The sequence below is a fragment of the Pseudomonas sp. KCJK9016 genome, from assembly GCF_046231795.1.
Classification (GTDB): domain Bacteria; phylum Pseudomonadota; class Gammaproteobacteria; order Pseudomonadales; family Pseudomonadaceae; genus Aquipseudomonas; species Aquipseudomonas bananamidigenes.
On sequence record NZ_JBJJMM010000016.1, the window covers coordinates 128413 to 150758 of the forward strand.

Here is a 22346-nt window from a genome sequence, read left to right on the forward strand (position 1 = left end):
CTCTCCGCCGCCTCAGGACGCCGTGCCCCCATGTACAAAGATCTGAAGTTTCCGGTGTTGATCGTTCATCGCGACATCAAGGCTGACACGGTTGCCGGCGAGCGCATTCGTGGCATCGCCCATGAACTGGAGCAGGAAGGTTTCAGCGTCGTTTCGGCCATGGACTACGCAGAGGGCAGGCTGGTCGCATCGACCCATCATGGTCTTGCGTGCATGTTGATCGCCGCCGAAGACGCGAGCGCCCATTCCCATCTGCTGCAGAACATGGCCGAACTGATCGGTCTGGCCCGTGTACGGGCGCCGGATCTGCCGATCTTTGCGCTGGGAGAGCAGGTCACGCTGGAGAACGCTCCGGCCGATGCCATGGCCGAGCTCAATCAGTTGCGCGGCATTCTCTATCTGTTCGAAGACACCGTGCCGTTTCTCGCCCGGCAGGTGGCGCGGGCCGCGCGCAAGTATCTGGACGGGTTGCTGCCGCCGTTCTTCAGGGCGCTGGTGCAGCATACGGCCGATTCCAACTACTCCTGGCACACCCCGGGACATGACGGTGGGGTGGCGTATCACAAGAGCCCGGTGGGGCAGGCGTTTCACCAGTTTTTCGGGGAAAACACCCTGCGCTCGGACTTGTCGGTGTCGGTGCCGGAGCTGGGTTCGCTGCTCGATCACACCGGCCCACTGGCCGAGGCCGAAGCGAGAGCCGCGCGCAATTTCGGCGCCGATCACACCTTTTTCGTGATCAATGGCACCTCGACCGCCAACAAGATCGTCTGGCACTCCATGGTCGGGCGCGATGATCTGGTGCTGGTGGATCGCAACTGTCACAAGTCGGTGCTGCACGCGATCATCATGACCGGCGCGATTCCGCTGTACCTGTGCCCGGAACGCAACGAACTGGGGATCATCGGGCCGATTCCGCTGAGCGAATTCAGCCGCGAATCGATTCAGGCCAAGATCGATGCGAGCCCGTTGACCCAGGGCCGCGAGCCGAAAGTCAAACTCGCGGTGGTCACCAACTCCACTTACGACGGCCTGTGTTACAACGCCGAATTGATCAAGCAGAACTTGGGCAACAGCGTCGAGGTGCTGCATTTCGATGAAGCCTGGTACGCCTACGCGGCGTTTCACGAATTCTTTGCCGGACGCTACGGCATGGCCACTTCGCGCAGCGCCGACAGTCCGCTGGTGTTCACCACCCATTCCACCCATAAATTGCTGGCGGCGTTCAGCCAGGCCTCGATGATTCATGTGCAGGACGGCGGAGCCCGGCAACTGGACCGAGACCGGTTCAACGAAGCATTCATGATGCACATCTCGACGTCGCCGCAGTACAGCATCATTGCATCACTGGATGTGGCCTCGGCCATGATGGAAGGCCCGGCCGGGCGTTCGCTGTTGCAGGAAACCTTCGATGAGGCCCTGAGCTTTCGTCGGGCGCTGGCCAACCTGCGTGGACACATCGACGCCAGTGACTGGTGGTTCTCGATCTGGCAGCCACCGGGTGTCGAGGGCATTGACCGGGTGCAGACCGAAGACTGGCTGCTGAAACCCGAGGCGGACTGGCATGGTTTTGGCGAGGTCAGCGATGACTACGTGTTGCTCGATCCGATCAAGGTCACTCTGGTGATGCCTGGCTTGACCGCTGGCGGCGCATTGAGCGACAGGGGTATTCCGGCAGCGGTGGTCAGTCGTTTTCTGTGGGAGCGCGGGCTGGTGGTGGAGAAAACCGGGCTGTACTCGTTCCTGGTGCTGTTCTCCATGGGCATCACCAAAGGCAAATGGAGCACGCTGTTGACCGAGCTTCTGGAGTTCAAGCGCAGCTACGACGCCAACGTCAGTCTCGATACTTGCCTGAAGTGTGTCGCCCAGGAGGATCCGGTGCGCTACCGCGGCATGGGCCTGCGCGATCTGTGCGACCAGCTCCACGCCTGTTATCGCAGCAATGCCACCGCCAGGCACCTCAAACGCATGTACACCGTGCTGCCCGAAATCGCCATGAAACCGGCCCATGCCTATGATCAACTGGTGCGCGGCGAAGTCGAGGCGGTACCGATCGATGAGCTGGAAGGACGGGTTGCAGCGGTGATGCTGGTGCCTTACCCGCCGGGAATTCCGCTCATCATGCCCGGCGAACGTTTTACCGAAGCCACTCGGTCGATCATCGATTACCTGAAATTTGCCCGTACGTTCGACGCGAGCTTTCCGGGGTTCGTGGTCGATGTGCACGGACTGCAACACGAAGACGAGGGCAATGGACGGCACTACACCGTCGATTGCGTCAAGGAATGAGGGCGTTTACCAACATGCAACCGGTCATGAATCCAAAATCCCCGAGGCTGTCCGTGCGTGTCGCCGATGACGGCTTTGCCGCCTATATCTGGAGCAGTGATTTCAGTTTCGAGGTCGCCGCCTATGGCGCGGCCGAGATCGGCAAGCCCGTCGTGCAGTGGGGCGTGACGCCGATCGTGCCGTATCGCAAGTGCTACGGCATCGATCCCGAAGAGTTCAGCAGTTTTCGCGATGCCGCTGACAGTGCGATTTTCATGGCGTATCTGGAAGACCAGCCGGTAGGGCATCTGGTGATCAGCACCAACTGGAACGGTTTCGCCCATATCGATGAGCTGGCGGTGCATGCGCCGGCAAGGCGCCATGGTGTGGCGAAAGCGTTGCTGGACGTCGCTCAGTTCTGGAGCCGCAAGAAAAAGCTGCCGGGGATCATGCTCGAAACCCAGAACAACAACCTCGGTGCCTGTCGCCTGTATGAGCGTTGCGGTTATGTGATCGGTGGCATCGATCATCTGCGTTATCGCGGCATCGACCCGAACACCGCCGAAGTGGCGTTGTTCTGGTATCGACTGTTCGACAATCCGCTGGAAAACCCGATCAGCTCGCCAGCATCGCCTCGGCTTGTTCCGTGACGATACCCAGCAATGTCTGGACTGCCGATGTCGGCGGCGTGTGCTTGAAGGTCAGTGCATAGAGGCTGATCGGCACCGCCGGTGACAACGGGCAAGTGTCGATTCCACTGGCCCGTGCACCCAGTGCGGTGAACGGGTCGACGATGGCCAGGCCTTCACCGGCCTCGACCATGCTGCGCATCATCTGGTGGGTCTGTACCCGGGTGTGGATGCTCGGCGCCGGGCGCAGCGCCTGGAGTTTATGCTCCAGTGCCGGGCTCAACGGGTCCTGGCCTTCGAGGCCGACCATCGCCTGGCCCGCCAGATCCTGCAGCGAAATGTACTTTTGCTTCGGTTGCAGCCAGCCGTGGGGCGCCAGCAATTGCAGCTTGCCTTGCGCCAATACCTGGCAATGGATATCAGGGTGTTCCGGGTCGTGCAGGCTCAGTCCCAGATCGCTCTCACGCAGCAACAGACTGCGAACGATTTGGCGGGTAGGCTCGCTGAGCAGGGTGCAAGGGACGTCCGGCAGACGTCGACGCAATGCCGCGAGACTTTGCGGCAACAGCTGTTGGGCCAGCGGCGGGGTGCCGATGATGCGCAGTGGCGGGGCGAGGTATTGCTTGAGGCTGCTGGCAAGTCGTTGCACCGGTTCCAGCGCGTCATAGATACGGGCGATCTCGACTTGCAGTGCACGGGCTTCGGCAGTGGCCTGAAGGCGCCCGCGTACGCTGGCGAACAGCATGAACCCGAGCTGACCTTCGGCTTCGCGCAACCGCGCTTCGACATCGGCCGTCGGCAATTGCAGCCATTCGGCGGCGGTGCCCACGTGCCCGGTCTGCAAAAGCGCCTGAATCACCTCGATATGACGTAAACGCATGCGTGAAGTCCATGTCCGGCCGTTGGGGTCAGTGGCTGAATCCTACCCCAACTCGGCGCGGATGACTTCTGCTCATAGCGATCGGTTATGAAGCGATCGACGGCTCAGGCTCGCGGATCAGCGTGATGCCCGATTGCACCAGCAGAAACTCGTTGTCGTCGATTTTATTGACCCGATCGCCAATCGCCAGTTTGTAGGTGGTAACAGGCTCCATGCCGGTGAATCCGTCTGCCGACGGGTTGGACTCCTGGAACTCATGCACGGAATAAACGCGGCCTTCCGCATCTCTTGCATGGAACTGACCGACGAGTACTGCTGCCATCTGCTTAGAACCTCTGGAGATAAAACGCTGGATTTGCGGCTTGGTAGACCGCCATCAAGCTCGGTAAGTTTTCCTGCAGGAAAAAAATAATCCAGACCCGGGAAATATCTTTCGGCGTCTGGTGGAATCATCGTCGGATCATCTATAACTACAGGCTCCTCCCACGGACAGTCGAGAGTCTTCCCATGAGCAATGTCTATAACGTCGCGGTAGTGGTTGGCAGCCTGCGTAAAGCTTCGATCAATCGCAAGGTCGCGCTGGCGCTGGCGGAACTGGCACCGGCCAACCTCAAGCTGAACATTGTGGAAATTGGCGATCTGCCACTCTATAACGAAGACATCGACGGCGATTCGCCGCCGGCAGCCTACAGCACTTTTCGCCAACAAGTGGCGTCATCCGACGCGGTGCTGTTTGTCACTCCGGAGTACAACCGTTCGGTGCCGGCGCCGCTGAAAAACGCCATTGACGTCGGCTCTCGGCCTTATGGCAAGAGTGTCTGGGGTGGCAAGCCGGGGGCGGTGATCAGTGTCTCGCCGGGTGCCATTGGCGGTTTCGGTGCCAACCAGCATTTGCGCCAGTCCTTCGTTTTTCTCAACGTGCCCTGCATGCAGCAGCCGGAAGCCTACCTGGGCGGCGCCGGTACGGCGTTCGATGAGTCAGGCAAACTGAACGAGTCGGTCAAACCGTTCCTGCAAAACTTCATCAATGCCTATGGCGAGTGGGTTGCGCAACACAAGAAGTGATCCGCTGATTTTTCTGACAAGATAACGACCCTGTGGGAGCGAGCCTGCTCGCGATGGCGGTGTATCAGCTGACACTTCAGTTGAATGACACATTGCAATCGCGAGCAGGCTCGCTCCCACAGGTTTTTCGTGTGGTTTGATGTCTCCCCAAACTTTATTGAAGGCTGTCGCGAATGCTTGCTGCGTCATTGATTTTCCTGCTGACCATTACCCTGGTGATCTGGCAACCCAAAGGCCTCGGGGTCGGTTGGAGTGCGACCTTCGGAGCGATTCTGGCGCTGATTTTCGGTGTGGTGCACCTGAGCGACATTCCGCTGGTGTGGCAGATCATCTGGAACGCCACTGGCACTTTCGTAGCGCTGATCATCATCAGTCTGTTGCTCGATGAGGCGGGCTTCTTTGCCTGGGCCGCGTTGCACGTGGCGCGGTGGGGGCGGGGCAGCGGGCGCAAGCTGTTTGCCTTCATGGTGTTGCTCGGTGCGCTGGTGTCGGCGTTGTTCGCCAATGATGGCGCGGCGTTGATCCTCACACCGATCGTGATTTCGATGCTGCTGGCCCTGCGTTTTTCGCCAGCGGCGACGCTGGCGTTCGTCATGGGGGCGGGGTTCATCGCCGATACCGCGAGCCTGCCGCTGGTGGTGTCGAACCTGGTCAACATCGTCTCGGCCGACTTTTTCCACATCGGATTCAATCGCTATGCGGCCGTGATGGTGCCGGTTAACTTCATCAGCGTCGCGGCCACACTGGCGGTGTTGTTGTGGTTCTTCCGCCGTGACATCCCCGGGACTTACGACCCTGAACAGCTCGAACATCCGGAAACGGCCATTCACGACAAGGCCACGTTCTACGCCGGTTGGGCAGTGTTGTTGATTCTGCTGGTGGGCTGTTTTGCCCTGGAGCCGCTGGGCATTCCGATCAGCGCCATTTCAGCCGTGTGCGCGGCGTTGCTGCTGGGTATCGCCGCCCGCGGGCACAGAATATCCACGCGCAAGGTCATGAAAGAGGCACCGTGGCAGATCGTGATTTTCTCCCTGGGCATGTATCTGGTGGTCTACGGTCTGCGCAATGCCGGGCTGACGGATCACTTGGCCGGATGGCTGGATGCCTTCGCCGGGTACGGCGTGTGGGGCGCAGCCATGGGAACCGGCGTGCTGACGGCGTTGCTGTCGTCGATCATGAACAATCTGCCGACGGTGCTGATCGGCTTGCTCTCGATCGATGCGAGTCAGGCGACCGGTGTGGTGAAGGAAGCGATGATCTACGCCAACGTGATCGGCAGCGACCTGGGGCCCAAGATCACCCCGATCGGCAGTCTCGCGACCTTGCTCTGGCTGCATGTGCTGGAGCGCAAGGATATCCGGATTGGCTGGGGTTACTACTTCAAGGTCGGGATTGTGCTGACGGTGCCGGTGTTGCTGGTGACACTGGCGGCATTGGCTGTGCGGCTTTCCATTTAGACCGGGTTGATCCCTTCGCGAGCCTGCTCGCGAAGAGGGCGGCACAGAACTCAGGTCTGACCGGGCACGTTTGGCCACAGATCCGAAACCAGAAACAGCCGCTCGGCCTCTTCCCATTCACCCCGGGCATTTTCCGTCAGGCGCACCATCAACTGTGCCGGGGCCAGCGGTTCCAGTGCATCGAGCCAGGCCCGCAACTGCTCGTGACTCCAGGCCTGATCTGCCGGGTAGTGCGCTGGCGCCAGCCACGCATGGCGGGGCAGGGGTTGCCAGCGTCCGGCCGGGCGCTGGGCGACAAACGCCGGCCAATCCTTTTGATGCAGCCAGCTGCCGCGCAGATGCTGCGGATGCGCGCCGCTCGGGGGTTCCGATTGCCCGGGCCACGGATACAGCAGATAACCGCCCAGCCACAATTGCGCACTGAATGACTCGATATCCAGCGCCGCCAGGGCTTCCCGGCTTTCCGGGCGGGCGGAAATCGGCAACTGGTGTTGGCTCAGATGGGCCAGTTTGCGGTCCAGTCGATCATGGCAGCCGGGGCCAAGCCACCGCGCCGGATCATGCCCGTTGCCGTCCTGCGGACCGAGGTAGAGCTTGATCGCCAGTTCCAGATGATGCACCCCGTCGCGGTCACGCAGCAGCATGTCGAGTTCGCCGAGGGTGTGGCCTTCGCGGCGGATCGGCAGGTTGGCGGCGATCAGTTCGATCCCGGGCGCCTGCTCCACGGCAAACTGCCAGAGCCGTTCGTAATAGAGACCCAGGCGCCGGGTACGGGCCTGGGACAACCATTGCAGAAGGCCATAGCTGTCACGATCGAGACGATGCAGCCAGTGCGCCAGTCGCTCAGGGTCATGCACCCAGTCGCTGCCCGCCAGCGGATGACGTTGCGGCCACGGCGTGGCGGCGAGCATCGGCGGGGCAAGGATCACCCACGCCAGATCGCGCACTTCAGGGTGGCGCAACTGGTGGGGCAACTGGAGCAAATCAGGAAACAGGATCATCTTGCGAGCATAGCCTTAAACGCAGGCGCACTCTTGGGCTGAAAGGGTTTTGTCTATCCGGCGCTTTCGCCCATAATCGTCGTTTTCGCCGCCGCAGCCCCTCGCAGGAGTCCCATGGAGCAATTTCGTAATATCGGCATCATCGGTCGCCTGGGCAGTTCCCAGGTGCTGGATACCGTCCGCCGACTGAAACGCTTTCTGCTCGACCGTCACCTGCATGTGATCCTCGAAGACACCATCGCCGAAGTCCTGCCCGGCCATGGCCTGCAAACCTCGTCGCGCAAGATGCTTGGCGAAGTCTGCGACATGGTCATCGTCGTCGGCGGTGATGGCAGCCTGCTCGGCGCGGCCCGGGCACTGGCCAGACACAATATCCCGGTACTCGGGATCAACCGTGGCAGTCTCGGCTTTCTCACCGACATTCGTCCCGACGAGCTGGAAATCAAGGTCGCGGAGGTGCTCGACGGCCACTATCTGGTGGAAAACCGTTTCCTGCTGCAGGCCGAAGTCCGTCGTCACGCCGAAGCCATCGGCCAGGGCGACGCGCTGAACGATGTGGTGCTGCACCCCGGCAAATCGACGCGGATGATCGAGTTCGAGCTGTACATCGACGGCCAGTTCGTCTGCAGCCAGAAGGCCGACGGCCTGATCGTCGCCACGCCGACCGGTTCCACCGCGTACGCGCTGTCCGCCGGCGGCCCGATCATGCATCCCAAGCTCGACGCTATTGTGATTGTGCCGATGTACCCCCATACCTTGTCGGGCAGACCGATCGTGGTCGATGGCAACAGTGAGCTGAAAATCGTCGTGTCCAAAGATATGCAGATCTACCCGCAGGTGTCCTGCGACGGGCAGAACCACTTCACCTGCGCGCCGGGCGACACCATCACCGTCAGCAAGAAAGCGCAGAAGCTGCGGCTGATCCATCCGCTCGACCACAATTACTATGAAGTCTGCCGCACCAAGCTTGGCTGGGGCAGCAGGTTGGGTGGTGGAGGCGACTGATGCTCGATCCTGCGCGCAGTTATGACCTGATCGGTGACGTGCACGGATGCGCCCTGACCCTGGAACACCTGCTGGACCGTCTCGGTTACCACAAGCAGGGCGGGGTCTGGCGACATCCATCGCGCATGGCCGTGTTCGTCGGCGACATCATCGACCGTGGCCCGCGGATCCGCGAGGCGCTGCACATCGTCCACGACATGGTCGAGGCCGGTCAGGCCTTGTGCATCATGGGCAACCACGAATTCAACGCGCTGGGCTGGAGTACACCGGCACCGCCCGGCAGCGGCAAGCAGTTCGTGCGCGAGCACACACCGCGCCATGCCCGGTTGCTGCATGAAACCCTGACCCAATTCGAACAGCATCCCGGTGACTGGCACGACTTCCAGCGATGGTTCTATGAACTGCCGCTGTTCGTCGACGCCGGTCGCTTCCGGGTGGTGCATGCCTGTTGGGATGCCGGCCTGATCGAGCCGTTGCGTGCATTGTTCCCTGATGGCTGCGTCGACGAGCACTTTCTCCAGGCATCGGCGGTGCCGGGCAGTTTCGCCTGCACCGTGTTCGATCGCCTGCTGCGCGGCACCGACATGCGCCTGCCGGATGGTCTGACCATGACCAGTGGCGACGGTCTGGTGCGTTCGTTCTTCCGTACCAAGTTCTGGGAAGACGATCCGCAGACCTACGGCGATATCGTGTTCCAGCCCGACGCCCTGCCGGAACCGGTGGCGCAGAAGCCGCTGACGACCACCGAAAAGAATTCCCTGCTGCGCTACGGCGTCGATGAGCCGTTACTGTTCGTCGGCCACTACTGGCGCAGCGGCAAACCGGCGCCGATCCGCCCGAACCTCGCGTGCCTGGACTACAGCGCCGTGCTCTACGGCAAACTGGTGGCCTATCGTCTGGATCAGGAGACGCGCCTGGATCCGCATAAATTTGTCTGGGTCGATGTCGAGCGGCCGGAGGTGCTGCGATGAGCGCGGTAGCGGTATTGCGTCTGCCATTGGCGGTGGACCTGAGCGGGTTTGTCAAACTGCTGCAACGCATGCAGGTGCCGCATCGCGTGAGCGAAGAATCGGGCGAGCAGGTGCTGTGGGTACCGTCGGAAATCAGCGAAGACGTGCGCTCGCTGTATGAGCGCTTCCCGGCAGGTGATCCGGATCAGCAACTGGACATTCCGGTGGCACCGACCTTCAAACGGCCAGGCTTCGCCGAGCAACTGAAACATGCCAGGGCCACCGGCTTCATCCTGTTGCTGAGCCTGCTGGTCGGCGGTCTGACGTATCTGGGCGACAACCTCGACACGATGCGCTGGCTGACCTTTCTCGATTTTCGTGTGGTCGGCGACTACATCCATTTCACCTCACTGGCCGACAGCCTGGCGGCGGGGCAGTGGTGGCGGCTGTTCACTCCCATGCTGATCCATTTCGGCATCCTTCATCTGGCCATGAATGGCATGTGGTATTGGGAGCTGGGGCGGCGCATCGAGTCGCGCCAGGGCAGCATCAACCTGATCGGTCTGACGCTGCTGTTCAGCCTCGTGTCCAACTATGCGCAATTTGCCTGGGGCGGCCCGAGCCTGTTCGGCGGCCTGTCCGGTGTGCTTTACGGGTTGCTCGGCCATTGCTGGATCTTCCAGCTGCTGGCGCCGAACCCGGCCTATCGCCTGCCGCGAGGCGTGCTGGTGATGATGCTGGTGTGGTTGCTGGTGTGCATGTCCGGGCTGATCTCGGCCATCGGCTTCGGCCAGATCGCCAACGCTGCCCATGTCGGCGGGTTACTCATCGGATGCTTCACCGGTTTGTTGGGCGGTTTGTACAACCGCCGTAAACTGGCCGCCTGATTTTTTGAATAAAGAGCACGGAGACCCTGATGTCCTCTTTTAATGACCTGATCAAGAACATCACCCCGGATATCTACCAGAGCCTGAAACTGGCCGTGGAAATCGGCAAATGGTCCGACGGTGGCAAGCTCACCGCCGAACAGCGTGAGCTGTCGCTGCAGGCGATGATCGCCTGGGAAATCCAGAACCTGCCCGAGGAAGAGCGCACCGGTTACATGGGCCCGCAGGAGTGTGCGTCGAAGTCGATCGAAGTGCCGAACATCCTGTTCAAGTCGGACGCCATCCATTGATCGAGATTGGCCGCGGTGCAATCAGCAAAATGTCGGCGCGCCTGGACGGGCCGAACGTGCAATACGCGTTTCGTCTGGATGACGTCGAGGTGCCGGTCAACCCGTTGATCGGCACCACGGTGCGTCTGGAATACCTGGGGGCGATTCATTGCACCCATTGCGGGCGCAAGACCAAAACCAGTTTCAGTCAGGGTTACTGCTACCCATGCATGACCAAGCTGGCCCAGTGCGACGTGTGCATCATGAGCCCGGAACGCTGCCACTTCGAGGCCGGCACCTGCCGGGAGCCGGAGTGGGGCGAGAAGTTCTGCATGACCGACCACGTCGTCTACCTGGCCAACTCGTCGGGGATCAAGGTCGGCATCACTCGCGCAACCCAACTGCCGACCCGCTGGCTCGACCAGGGCGCGAGCCAGGCCCTGCCGATAATGCGCGTTTCCACGCGGCAGCAATCGGGCTTCGTCGAAGACCTGTTCCGCAGCCAGGTGGCGGACAAAACCAACTGGCGCGCCTTGCTCAAGGGCGATGCGGCGGCGGTGGATCTGGCACAGGTACGTGATCAACTGTTCGACAGCTGCGCCGAAGGCCTGCAAGGCTTGCAGGACCGTTTCGGTCTGCAGGCGATTCAGCCGGTTACTGGTGTCGAGCCGCTGGAAATCCGTTACCCGGTCGAGCAATACCCGGCCAAAATCGTCAGCTTCAACCTGGACAAGAACCCGATTGCCGAAGGCACGCTGCTGGGGATCAAGGGCCAGTACCTGATCTTCGACACCGGCGTGATCAACATTCGCAAGTACACGGCCTATCAGCTCGCCGTGCATCAATAAGGACTTCAGCATGCGCACCGAACAACCGAAGATGATTTACCTGAAGGACTATCAGGCCCCCGAGTACCTGATCGATGAAACACACCTGACCTTCGAGTTGTTCGAGGACCACAGTCTGGTCCACGCGCAACTGGTGATGCGCCGCAACCCGGCCCGTGGCCCGGGCCTGCCGCCGCTGGTGCTCGATGGCCAGCAGCTGGAACTGCTGTCGGTGACCCTGGCGGACCAGGAACTGAGCGCTGCCGACTACCAATTGACCGAGAATCACCTGACGCTGCAGCCGAAGAGTGAAACCTTCACGGTCGACACCAGCGTCCGCATCCACCCGGAAACCAACACCGCGCTGGAAGGCCTGTACAAGTCCGGCACGATGTTCTGCACCCAGTGCGAGGCTGAAGGTTTCCGCAAGATCACCTATTACCTCGACCGCCCGGACGTGATGAGCAAGTTCACCACCACGGTGGTCGCCGAGCAGCACAGCTATCCGGTGCTGCTGTCCAACGGCAACCCGATCGCCAGCGGCCCCGGCGAAGACGGCCGGCACTGGGCGACCTGGGAAGACCCGTTCATGAAACCGGCGTACCTGTTCGCGCTGGTGGCCGGTGACTTGTGGTGCGTCGAAGACTCTTTCACCACCATGACCAACCGCAACGTGGCGCTGCGCATTTATGTCGAGCCGGAAAACATCGACAAGTGCCAGCACGCCATGAACAGCCTGAAGAAGTCGATGCGCTGGGACGAAGAGGTCTACGGTCGCGAGTACGATCTGGACATCTTCATGATCGTCGCCGTGAACGACTTCAACATGGGGGCCATGGAGAACAAGGGCCTCAACATCTTCAACTCCAGCGCCGTGCTGGCCCGCGCCGAAACCGCTACCGATGCCGCGCACCAGCGGGTCGAGGCGATCGTCGCCCACGAATACTTCCACAACTGGTCGGGCAACCGCGTGACCTGCCGCGACTGGTTCCAGCTGTCGCTGAAGGAAGGCTTCACCGTATTCCGTGATGCCGGTTTCTCCTCCGACATGAACTCGGCCACGGTCAAGCGCATCCAGGACGTGGCATACCTGCGTACCCACCAGTTCGCTGAAGATGCCGGCCCGATGGCCCATGCCGTGCGCCCGGACAGCTTCATCGAGATTTCCAACTTCTACACCCTGACCGTGTACGAAAAGGGCTCGGAAGTGGTCGGCATGATCCACACCCTGCTGGGCGCCGAAGGCTTCCGCAAGGGCAGCGACCTGTACTTCGAACGCCACGACGGCCAGGCCGTGACCTGCGACGATTTCGTCAAGGCCATGGAAGATGCCAACGGCGTCGACCTGACCCAGTTCAAACGCTGGTACAGCCAGGCCGGTACACCGCGTCTGGCGGTGAGCGAGTCTTACGATGCCGCCGCTAAAACCTACAGCCTGACCTTCCGTCAGAGTTGCCCGGAAACTCCGGACAAGGTTGAAAAACTGCCGTTCGTGATTCCGGTGGCACTGGGCCTGCTCGACAGCCAGGGCAACGAAATCGCCCTGCGCCTGGCCGGTGAAGCCTCGGCTCAGGGGACTTCGCGGGTGATCTCGGTTACCGAAGCCGAGCAGACCTTCACCTTCGTCGACATCGCCGAACAGCCGCTGCCGTCCTTGCTGCGTGGTTTCTCGGCACCGGTCAAACTGAGTTTCCCGTACAACCGCGATCAACTGATGTTCCTGATGCAGCACGACAGCGACGGCTTCAATCGCTGGGATGCCGGTCAGCAACTGTCGGTGCAGGTGCTGCAGGAACTGATCGCCCAACAACAGAAGGGCGAAAGCCTGGTACTCGATCCACGCCTGATTTCGGCCCTGCGAACCGTGCTGGCTGACCAGACCCTGGATCAGGCGATGGTCGCGGAAATGCTCTCGCTGCCGAGCGAAGCGTATCTGACCGAAATCAGCGAAGTCGCCGACGTGGATACCATCCATACCGCCCGCGAATTCGCCCGTCAGCAACTGTCGGATAACCTGTTCGAAGCCTTGTGGCTGCGTTATCAGGCCAACCGCGATCTGTCGAAAAAGACCCCGTATGTGGCCGAAGCCGAGCATTTCGCCCGTCGTGCGTTGCAGAACATTGCGCTGTCGTACCTGATGCTCAGCGGCAAGCCTGAAGTGCTGGCGGCAACGCTGGAGCAGTTCGACACCTGTGACAACATGACCGAACGCCTCACCGCGCTGGCGGTGCTGGTCAACTCGTCGTTCGAGGACGAGAAGGCCAAGGCCCTGGCCAGTTTCGCCGAGCACTTCAAGGACAATCCGCTGGTCATGGATCAATGGTTCAGCGTGCAGGCCGGCAGCACCTTGCCGGGTGGTCTGGAGCGTGTGAAAGCCCTGATGCAGCACCCGGCGTTCAACATCAAGAACCCGAACAAGGTGCGTGCGCTGGTCGGTGCGTTCGCCGGGCAGAACCTGATCAACTTCCACGCGGCAGACGGTTCCGGTTATCGCTTCCTCGCCGATCTGGTGATCGAGCTGAACGGCTTCAACCCGCAGATCGCCTCGCGTCAACTGGCGCCGCTGACTCGCTGGCGCAAGTACGACAGCGCTCGTCAGGGGTTGATGAAGGCGGAACTGGAGCGGATTCTTGCTTCGGGTCAGCTGTCCAGTGATGTGTACGAAGTGGTCAGCAAAAGCCTTGCCTGAAGCTGTTTCCGGGCAATAAAAAACGCCGCTCGATGGAGCGGCGTTTTTGTGGGTGGATGAAAACTATTTGCGCAGATCAAACCGATCCAGATCCATCACCTTCGCCCACGCGGCAACGAAGTCGTTGACGAACTGTTCCTTCGCATCGGAACTTCCATAGACCTCGGCCAGTGCCCGCAGTATTGCGTTGGAACCGAACACCAGATCGACCCGCGTCCCCGTCCATTTCACATCGCCGGTCTTGCGGTCGCGACCTTCGAACTCATCCGCTGCCTTGGACGTCGGTTTCCATTCCACGCCCATGTCCAGCAGGTTGCGGAAGAAGTCGTTGGTCAGGGTGCCGGGCTTGTCGGTGAACACGCCGTGCTTCGTTTTGCCGACATTGGTGTCCAGCACCCGCAGACCGCCGATCAGCACGGTCATTTCCGGTGCCGAAAGGGTCAGCAATTGCGCCTTGTCGATCAGCAATGCCTCGGCCGGCACACGATAGGTGCTGGCGGCGTAGTTGCGGAAACCATCGGTATGCGGCTCAAGGAAACCGAACGACTCGACGTCGGTCTGCTCCTGACTCGCATCCGTCCGCCCCGGATTGAACGGCACGGTCACCGTGTGTCCGGCGCTTTTCGCCGCGTGTTCGACCCCGGCGTTACCGGCCAGTACGATCAGATCCGCCAGCGAGACTTTCTTGCCTGATGTGCCGCTGTTGAACTCGTTCTGAATGCCTTCGAGGACTTTCAGCACCTTGTCCAGTTGCTCGGGCTGATTGGCCTGCCAGAACCGCTGGGGTGCCAGACGCAGACGTCCGCCGTTGGCGCCGCCGCGTTTGTCCGAGCCCCGGAAGGTCGAGGCAGCGGCCCAGGCAGTGGAGACCAGTTCCGAAACGGACAGCCCCGACGCCAGTACTTTGCCTTTGAGTGCCCTGATATCACTGTCGTCGATCAGCGGATGGCTGGCTTCGGGAATCGGGTCTTGCCACAACAGCTCTTCCTGCGGCATTTCCGGCCCGAGATAACGTGACAGCGGGCCCATGTCACGGTGAATCAACTTGTACCAGGCACGGGCAAAGGCATCGGCCAGTTGATCGGGATTGGCCAGAAAACGCCGCGAAATTTTCTCGTAGGCCGGGTCGAAACGCAGCGCCAGGTCGGAGGTGAGCATCCTCGGGTCGATGCGCTTGTTCGGGTCGTGGGCATGGGGAATGGTGCCGGCTCCGGCGCCGTTTTTCGGTTTCCACTGATGGGCACCGGCCGGGCTCTTGGTCAGTTCCCATTCGAAGCCAAACAGGTTTTCCAGGTAGTTGTTGCTCCATTTGGTCGGGGTGGTGGTCCAGGTCACTTCCAGGCCGCTGGTGATGGTGTCCGCACCTTTGCCGCTGCCGAAGCTGTTTTTCCAGCCCAGGCCCTGAAGTTCAAGGCCGGCGGCTTCCGGTTCCGGGCCCACGTTATCGGCCGGGCCGGCGCCGTGGGTCTTGCCGAAAGCGTGACCGCCGGCGATCAGCGCCACGGTTTCCTCGTCATTCATGGCCATGCGGCCGAAGGTTTCACGGATGTCGCGGGCCGAAGCCACCGGATCGGGATTGCCCTCGGGGCCTTCGGGGTTCACGTAGATCAGGCCCATCTGCACGGCGGCCAGCGGGTTTTCCAGATTGCGCTCGCCCTGATTGGTGCGACTCTGTTCATGGCCGTGCTCGGCCGGTTCGGCCACCAGCGTGCCATCGCCCGGTTCCTGCATGGCTTCGGGGTGTTTTCCGTAACGGGTGTCACCGCCCAGCCAGGTGGTTTCCGAACCCCAGTACACATCTTCGTCCGGCTCCCAGACATCGGGACGTCCCCCGGAGAATCCGAAGGTCTTGAAGCCCATGGATTCCAGTGCGACGTTGCCGGTGAGGACGATCAGGTCAGCCCAGGAAATGTTGCGGCCGTATTTCTGCTTGATCGGCCACAGCAGGCGCCGGGCCTTGTCGAGGCTGACGTTGTCCGGCCAGCTGTTGAGCGGGGCAAAGCGTTGCTGGCCGGAGCCGGCGCCACCACGGCCGTCAGCGGTGCGATAGGTGCCGGCGCTGTGCCAGGCCATGCGGATGAAGAGCGGGCCGTAGTGGCCGAAGTCGGCGGGCCACCAGTCCTGGGAGTCGGTCATCAATGCCGTCAGGTCTCGCTTCAGGGCCTGGAAGTCCAGGCTTTTGAAGGCCTTGGCGTAGTCGAAGTCCTGGCCCAGCGGATTGGAGGCGGGCGAATGCTGGCTCAGGATTTTCAGGTTCAGTTGATTCGGCCACCAATCGCGGTTCGTCGTGCCACCGCCGGCGGCGTGATTGAACGGGCATTTCGATTCATTTGCCATGTTCGGGTCCTTATCAGGTCTGCTGCGGCCGGCTCGTGCCGACTTCGGATTAGTAAGGCTAGACCCGACTCGGAAGGTCGGCTAATAGGCCGACTATTGGTGGCTGATAGGCATAGTCTTTTAGCGCTTTCTGCATTGGTTTTTTCGGGGAATGCACCGTCAGCTCGTTGCCGAACGGCAGGGTTGAGTGTTGAGAATCCCGTTCTTGAGCGGTTGCTGTAAGCATCGAGGCAGAATCATGATGGCCATTGGAAATGTTATTGTATAACATGAAAATGATTTCATCTGATCGATGTCACTGACCTGTCTGTGTGGCGGTGGCCGCGATCCCTACTTTTCTGCCTTACGGAACTCTCGAAATGTCTGCCCGTTTTCCCTCCTTCCAGCCGAGCCTTCTGGCTTCTGCGCTGCTGATCGCTTTCCCTGCGTTCGCTGACGAACCCCTTGAACTGCAACCCCAGGTCATCACGGCCAACCCGTTGGGCAGTCAGACCCTCGCGTCACCCTCGACCGTGTTGAGCGGCGATGATCTGACGCTGCAGCAAAAAGGCAGCCTGGGCGAAACCCTGAACAAGCAGCCGGGTGTGTCGTCGTCTTACTTTGGGCCGGGGGCGAGTCGTCCGATCATTCGCGGGCAGGACGGTGATCGCATCCGTATTCTGCGCAACGGCGTCGGCGCGCTGGACGCTTCTTCGCTGTCCTATGACCACGCTGTGCCACTGGACCCGATCAACGTCGAACGCATCGAGATCGTTCGTGGCCCGGCGGCGTTGCTGTACGGCGGCAGCGCCATCGGCGGGGTGGTCAACACCTTCGACAATCGCATCCCGACCGAAGCCATCGACGGCATTCACGGAGCCGGTGAACTGCGTTACGGCGGCGCCGACACCACCCGCAGCAGCGCGGGGAAACTCGAGGCCGGCAACGGTCAGTTCGCCTTGCATCTGGACGCCAGCGCCCGCGAATTCAATGACCTGAAAATCCCCGGTTACGCCAAAAGCAGCCGTGAACGGGCGGGGGATGACGGCGACTCCCGCAAGCATCGCCTGGCCAACAGCGACGGTCGCCAGGACGGCGGAGCAGTCGGCGGTTCCTACACCTGGGATGACGGTTATGCGGGGCTGTCGTACAGCAATTACGACTCCAATTACGGCTCGCCGGCCGAAGACGACGTGCGGATTCGCATGCAGCAGGAGCACTACGCGTTCGCCTCGGAAATCCGCAACCTCGACGGTCCGTTCAGCTCGGTCAAGTTCGACGCCGGTTACACCGATTACCAACATCGCGAGATTGAGGACGGCGAAGTCGGCACCACGTTCAAGAACAAAGGTTACGAGGCCCGGGTCGAAGCCCGTCACCAGCCATTGGGGCCGTTCAACGGGGTGATCGGCGCACAGGTCAGCCGTAATGAGTTTTCGGCACTGGGCGAGGAAGCCTTTGTGCCGCACACCGATACCAATGCCGGCGCACTGTTCGTGCTGGAAGAACTGCAAGCCACGGATCGCCTGTTGTTCACCCTCGGCGGTCGTCTGGAACACACCACGGTCGACCCGGACGCCAAAGGCAACGAACGTTTCGCCAATGCCGACCGCTCCAGCAGCTTCACCGCCGGCAGCCTGTCGTCTGGCGCGGTGTACACGCTGACACCGGTCTGGTCGGTCGCTGCCACGCTGGGTTACACCGAACGGGCGCCGACGTTCTATGAGCTGTACGCCAACGGTGCCCACGTCGCGACCGGCACTTATGAAGTCGGGGATGCGAGTCTGTCGAAAGAGAAAGCCGTCTCCAGCGATCTGGCTTTGCGTTTTGACAATGGCACGCACAAGGGCAGCGTGGGCGTGTTCTACAGCCACTTCTCCAATTACATCGGGCTGCTTGGCACCGGGCGCACGCTGAATGACGAAGGTGAAGAGGACGCCGCCGGCATTCCGGAATACGCCTACTCGGGTGTCCGCGCACGTTTTAGTGGTATCGAAGCCCAGGATCGCTGGAAACTCGGCGAAACGGCCTACGGCAAGTTTGCGCTGGAACTGTCGGGCGACTACACCCGGGCCAAGAATCTCGACAACGGTCAGGACCTGCCGCGCATCGCGCCGTTGCGCTTGAACACCGGGTTGCTGTGGGAGCTGGATCGCTGGCAGGCGCGGATCGATGTGGAGCACGCCAGTGCCCAGCATCGGGTACCGGACAATGAAAGCAGCACCGATGGCTACACCACGCTGGGTGCGAATGTGGGATATCACTTTGACGTCGGCCAGAGCAAATGGCTGGCCTTCGTCAATGCCGAGAACCTGACCAACCAGACTGTGCGCTATGCCAGCTCGATCCTGCGCGACATCGCGCCGGCAGAAGGGCGCAGCATTCAGGTGGGACTGCGCACTACATTCTGATCCTCCCTGCGCCAGCGTCCCGCGAACCGCGGGACGCTGGCGTCGACATCAGCTCGATTGGGCGGTGTCGTCTTCCGGGATTTCCTCCCGCAGATCCTGTTGCCCCGGCAGCTCGGTGATCACGCTGAAATCCGTGACTTCCACCGCCCCCAGCCCATAACCCAGCAAGTGGAACGAGAAGGCCTTGCGCGGTTGCGGATTGTCGAAGCTGAAGTCCATTTCCAGCGGCTGATCCGCCGTGGCGACCATTTCCGAGGGCAGGCCCAGTTGTACGTCCTGTTCGAACTCCTTGGCCTTGAGCTGGATGTACGCCGCCTGCTGTGGGTCCATCGAGCGTACGGTCAGGCGCACCCGGGTGTGTGAGCCCTTGGGCATTTCCAGGTATTGCGCGCCGATCAGATTGTCGGCCCAGTCATCCTTGATTTGCGCCTGCAGCGGGATGACGTTGTCGCTGCCGAACTGATAGCGCTGGTTGAGCGGGGTGCGCAGCAGCGACAGGTCCAATGCATCGGCGCGGGCTGCAATCTGCCGCGCATTCTGGCCGCTGGCATTGCCCTTGAACGTCGCGCTTTCGGCGATGAAGCCTTCACTCGCGTAAGCGCGGCAGCGGCGCGGCATGTCGCACTCGGTCAAAATGCCGTGGCCGTCGTGGTAGCGCAGCTTGCCGTTGGTGAACGACATGATTTCGCGACCGGTATCGTAGTCGCGAAACAGCGAACGCCCGCTGAGTGCCGCCGGCACCGGCAGGTCAAAATAGTCGAGGATCGATGCGCTCAGGTCGACATGCCCGTAGGTCCCGGCGTTCAGGTGCGGCAATTGTGCCTGCTCCGGTGCGAGGGTCAGGTTGAACCCCCAGGACGACGCCAGCCGCACGCCATCGATGCCATGGGATTCGTCCGAAGTGATTACCACCAGCGTGTCTTTCAGTACTCCCTGACGTTCCAGGCCGCTGAGGAACTGATCCAGGGCGTCGTCCAGATAACCGACGGCCGCCTGTTTCGGCGTGTCGTAACGTTGCAGGTAGTCTTCCGGCGCGGAGTAGGGCTGATGGGTGCCGACGGTCAGCAGGGTCAGCATCCACGGTTTTTTCTGTTTTTTCAGTTGGCCGACATAATCCAGCGCGCCTTCGAAGAAGGCCTTGTCGTCCTTGCCCCACGGAAACTCCAGGTAATTGGCATTCGTGAACCATTCCAGGCCGTGGGTCGCATCGAAGCCGATGTGCGGCATGATCTTGTCTTTGGCCATGAAGCGCAGGCCGGCGCCTTGCAGGTAGTGGGTGGTGAAACCGTGTTGGCGCAACTGGGCCGGCAAGCAGGCCAGGTTGCGTTCGTTCTGGGTCAGCATTTCCACGCCTTTGGGCGTGCCGTTGTTCAACTTGTCGTAATCGCCGCAAAGCATGGCGTACAGGCCGCGAATGGTCTGGTGCGTGTGCAATACGTAATCCGGCGTGTTCATGCCGCGCTCGGCCCAGCGGCTGAGCTTGGGCATCAGGTCTTCCTGATAATGACTGCCGATGGCCTCGCGATTGGCGCGGATGTAGGCGCCGGGAATGCCTTCTACGGCAACGATCAGCACGTTGCGCGCCTGACCTTTTGCGGGCAGTAACGAATGGCCATTCAAGTCGAGGTCGGTGAGCCCGGCCATCGAGGGTGGAGGTATTTCGCTACCACCTTCCAGCCATTCTTCGGCCTGCATCTGTGCGTCGGCAACCTGCGCGGCGAGCAACTGATGCGGCAGGTTGTACAGGCGCCACGGGTCGGCGTCGCTCGGTGAGAGATTCTGTGCGCCCCAATGGGCGGCGAACAGCAACACCGGTGCCGACCACACGGCACGGGGCAGGGCCGGTGTCAGCGTTCCGCGGTTTGCCCACTGCGTCGCCAGCCAGAGCAACAGCGCCAGCAGCAATGCGCCGGCCACCGCCGGATGGGCGAAGCCGCCGCCGGTGGAGTTCTCGACGAATTGCGGGTCGATCAGATAATGCAGGTCCTGAGGGTTGGGCAGGCGTCCGACTGCACTGACGAGTTCTGCCGTCGCTACCGTCAGCAATCCCCAGAACACCAGCACCGGCAGGCCCAGCCACCACGGCCGGCGATGCAACAGAACCACCAGCAGGCTGCCGATGGCCAGGTCCGACAGATAGCCGAACAGACTCGACCAGCCGAGTGCCGCCCGCAGGCACAACGGTACGATCAGTACCAGAAAAACCAGAGAGAGAAGACGGGCGTCGGTATGCCGAAGCCGTTGAAAAAGAGCGCTCACAAAAAAGACCTTCCAGCCATCAAACCGTCATAAAAGTGTGCGCGATGATAACAAGGGAGGGTCGTCTGATCGCCCTTTTAAACGCGAGTCTGATCCGTTGTCGAAAGCCTGTACGACCTCTATGGACCGCGGAAGGCCTTGGCCGGCACTCCTGTCAGCGAAAGGCGCCGCATTTTTCCGGTGTGCCGCAGAATGGAATTAATTGTTTCAGGCTGTTTATCCGCGGCCAGGGTGGCCAGGTTTTGCGAAGGTGTATACACAAACGGGGCGGCATGACCATCGATCATGCCGCCCCGTTTGTTCTTTCAATAAATCCTTCGGATCAATGCATCTTGCTGTGATCGTGGCCTTCCATGTTGGTCAGCGAGCGAACCGGCGCCTGCACTTCGATGGCCTGTTTCTCGCCCTTGGCGTTTTCCACGGTCAGGGTCAGCGGTACGGTGTCGCCTTCCTTCAGTTGACCGTTCAGGCTCATCAACATCACGTGGTAGCCATTCGGATCGAGCTTCACAGCCTTGCCCGCCGGCAGGTCGACCGAATTGACCGGGCCCATGCTCATCACGTCGTTCTTCATGGTCATTTCGTGGATCTGCACGTTCTTGGCCACCGGCGAAGCAACGCTGAGCAACTTGCTGTCGCTATCGGCGGTGACGGTCATGAACGCACCGCTGGCCGACTGGCTTGGCACGGTTGCACGGACCCAGGCGTCATCGACCTGGGTCTGCGCCGAAACCTGGAAAGCCAGGCCCAGCAGGGACAGGCCCAGTGCGGCACGTTTGATGTTGTTCAGGAAAGGGTTCATCAGCAGACCTCCATGACGGTTTGCAAATCTTCCGTACACTCTTGTGCAGAAAGCGATTGGGACAGACCCACGCGCAGGTTGCCGCGGGTGTCGTAGACATAACTGGTGGACGTGTGCGACAGGGTGTAAGTGTCGCCGGCAGGGACTTTTTCGTAGAAGACGTCGAATTCCTTGGCGGTGGCCCTGGTTTCCTCAAGGGTGCCGTACAGGGCGACGAAGCTCGGGTCGAAGGTCTTGACGTAGGCGTCGAGGATTTCGGGTGTGTCGCGTTCCGGGTCGAGGGTGATGAACACCACTTGCAGGATGTCGCCATCCTTGCCCAGCAGCTTCTTGATTTTTGCCGCGCGGGCCAGGGTCGTCGGGCAGACCGCCGGGCACTGGGTGAAACCGAAGAAAATCATCGGCATCAGGCCGCGAAAGCTCGACAGCGTCACGGTGTTGCCTTCGGTGTCCTTGAGCTTGAAGGTGCGTCCGAGGATCTTGTCGCTCAGATCCTTGCCGTACTTGTACGACAGTTGGCCGCGGGTGTCGCAGCCGGCGAGCAGGCCCAGACCGAGCACGCCCATTCCCGCAAGCACCTTGCGGCGAGTCAACAAAGCCGTCATCTAATACCGCCCTTTGCAGCCCGCCGGTC

18 protein-coding genes are annotated in these 22346 nt (G+C 61.1%); 11 read left to right on the forward strand and 7 right to left on the reverse strand.

Annotated elements, in window-relative coordinates; all coding sequences use genetic code 11:
- Positions 1 to 30 precede the first annotated feature (30 nt).
- Together ACK6BI_RS17420 and ACK6BI_RS17425 are read left to right on the forward strand one after the other, a co-directional pair.
- Positions 31 to 2286: an Orn/Lys/Arg decarboxylase N-terminal domain-containing protein gene (locus ACK6BI_RS17420; protein WP_409318019.1), complete on the forward strand. Its 2256-nt coding sequence runs from the start codon at positions 31 to 33 to the stop codon at positions 2284 to 2286.
- A 14-nt stretch (positions 2287 to 2300) separates the two neighbouring features.
- Entirely contained in the window at positions 2301 to 2915 is a 615-nt protein-coding gene (locus ACK6BI_RS17425) for a GNAT family N-acetyltransferase (protein ID WP_409318020.1), read from the forward strand.
- Here the strand turns inward: ACK6BI_RS17425 and ACK6BI_RS17430 are convergent.
- Positions 2881 to 3774: a LysR substrate-binding domain-containing protein gene (locus ACK6BI_RS17430; protein ID WP_409318021.1), complete on the reverse strand. Its 894-nt coding sequence runs from the start codon at positions 3772 to 3774 to the stop codon at positions 2881 to 2883. The genes ACK6BI_RS17425 and ACK6BI_RS17430 overlap by 35 nt on opposite strands.
- An 85-nt stretch (positions 3775 to 3859) precedes the next feature.
- On the reverse strand, positions 3860 to 4096 hold the full coding sequence (locus ACK6BI_RS17435) for a hypothetical protein (protein ID WP_409318022.1): 237 nt from the start codon (positions 4094 to 4096) through the stop codon (positions 3860 to 3862).
- Positions 4097 to 4281: 185 nt separating this feature from the next.
- On the opposite strand from ACK6BI_RS17435, the gene ACK6BI_RS17440 reads away from it, so the two are divergent.
- Entirely contained in the window at positions 4282 to 4839 is a 558-nt protein-coding gene (locus ACK6BI_RS17440; protein ID WP_409318023.1) for an NADPH-dependent FMN reductase, read from the forward strand.
- A gap of 173 nt (positions 4840 to 5012) precedes the next feature.
- Positions 5013 to 6296: an arsenic transporter gene (locus tag ACK6BI_RS17445; protein ID WP_409318024.1), complete on the forward strand. Its 1284-nt coding sequence runs from the start codon at positions 5013 to 5015 to the stop codon at positions 6294 to 6296.
- Between the two features lie 50 nt (positions 6297 to 6346).
- Here ACK6BI_RS17445 and ACK6BI_RS17450 read toward each other — a convergent pair whose 3' ends face one another.
- The gene (locus ACK6BI_RS17450; protein ID WP_409318025.1) at positions 6347 to 7297 is read right to left on the reverse strand and encodes a DUF1853 family protein; all 951 of its coding nucleotides are present in this window, start codon (positions 7295 to 7297) and stop codon (positions 6347 to 6349) included.
- A gap of 114 nt (positions 7298 to 7411) precedes the next feature.
- On the opposite strand from ACK6BI_RS17450, the gene ACK6BI_RS17455 reads away from it, so the two are divergent.
- From ACK6BI_RS17455 to pepN, 6 genes are read left to right on the forward strand one after another with little or no spacing between them, the layout of a single operon-like run.
- Positions 7412 to 8302 carry an NAD(+) kinase gene (locus tag ACK6BI_RS17455; RefSeq protein ID WP_065261120.1) on the forward strand — a complete coding sequence of 297 codons (891 nt, stop codon included), beginning with the start codon at positions 7412 to 7414 and terminating at the stop codon, positions 8300 to 8302.
- Positions 8299 to 9273 (forward strand): metallophosphoesterase, encoded by a 975-nt coding sequence (locus tag ACK6BI_RS17460; RefSeq protein ID WP_409318041.1) that lies wholly within the window; start codon positions 8299 to 8301, stop codon positions 9271 to 9273. The genes ACK6BI_RS17455 and ACK6BI_RS17460 overlap by 4 nt, the downstream gene beginning before the upstream one ends.
- Complete coding sequence (locus tag ACK6BI_RS17465) at positions 9270 to 10139, forward strand: rhomboid family intramembrane serine protease (RefSeq protein WP_409318026.1); 870 nt, start codon at positions 9270 to 9272, stop codon at positions 10137 to 10139. The genes ACK6BI_RS17460 and ACK6BI_RS17465 overlap by 4 nt, the downstream gene beginning before the upstream one ends.
- A 29-nt stretch (positions 10140 to 10168) precedes the next feature.
- The gene (locus ACK6BI_RS17470; protein ID WP_085698878.1) at positions 10169 to 10429 is read left to right on the forward strand and encodes a YeaC family protein; all 261 of its coding nucleotides are present in this window, start codon (positions 10169 to 10171) and stop codon (positions 10427 to 10429) included.
- Positions 10426 to 11256, forward strand: coding sequence for a DUF2797 domain-containing protein (locus tag ACK6BI_RS17475; protein WP_409318027.1), 831 nt, complete (start codon positions 10426 to 10428; stop codon positions 11254 to 11256). Before ACK6BI_RS17470 ends, ACK6BI_RS17475 begins: the two co-directional genes overlap by 4 nt.
- Positions 11257 to 11266: 10 nt before the next feature.
- Positions 11267 to 13924: an aminopeptidase N gene (pepN, locus tag ACK6BI_RS17480; RefSeq protein ID WP_409318028.1), complete on the forward strand. Its 2658-nt coding sequence runs from the start codon at positions 11267 to 11269 to the stop codon at positions 13922 to 13924.
- 63 nt (positions 13925 to 13987) lie between these two features.
- On the opposite strand, the gene katG is transcribed toward pepN, so the two are convergent.
- Positions 13988 to 16261, reverse strand: a complete 2274-nt coding sequence (katG, locus tag ACK6BI_RS17485; protein WP_409318029.1) for a catalase/peroxidase HPI — start codon at positions 16259 to 16261, stop codon at positions 13988 to 13990.
- 359 nt (positions 16262 to 16620) lie between these two features.
- Between katG and ACK6BI_RS17490 the strand changes: the two genes are divergently transcribed.
- Positions 16621 to 18651, forward strand: a complete 2031-nt coding sequence (locus ACK6BI_RS17490; protein ID WP_409318030.1) for a TonB-dependent receptor — start codon at positions 16621 to 16623, stop codon at positions 18649 to 18651.
- 48 nt (positions 18652 to 18699) lie between these two features.
- Here the strand turns inward: ACK6BI_RS17490 and ACK6BI_RS17495 are convergent, their stop codons facing one another.
- The 3 genes from ACK6BI_RS17495 to ACK6BI_RS17505 all read right to left on the reverse strand — a co-directional run bounded on the left by ACK6BI_RS17495 (position 18700) and on the right by ACK6BI_RS17505 (position 22317).
- Positions 18700 to 20910: an LTA synthase family protein gene (locus ACK6BI_RS17495; protein WP_409318031.1), complete on the reverse strand. Its 2211-nt coding sequence runs from the start codon at positions 20908 to 20910 to the stop codon at positions 18700 to 18702.
- A 322-nt stretch (positions 20911 to 21232) separates the two neighbouring features.
- The gene (locus tag ACK6BI_RS17500; protein ID WP_409318032.1) at positions 21233 to 21712 is read right to left on the reverse strand and encodes a copper chaperone PCu(A)C; all 480 of its coding nucleotides are present in this window, start codon (positions 21710 to 21712) and stop codon (positions 21233 to 21235) included.
- Positions 21712 to 22317: an SCO family protein gene (locus ACK6BI_RS17505; RefSeq protein ID WP_409318033.1), complete on the reverse strand. Its 606-nt coding sequence runs from the start codon at positions 22315 to 22317 to the stop codon at positions 21712 to 21714. Before ACK6BI_RS17505 ends, ACK6BI_RS17500 begins: the two co-directional genes overlap by 1 nt.
- Positions 22318 to 22346 lie beyond the last annotated feature (29 nt).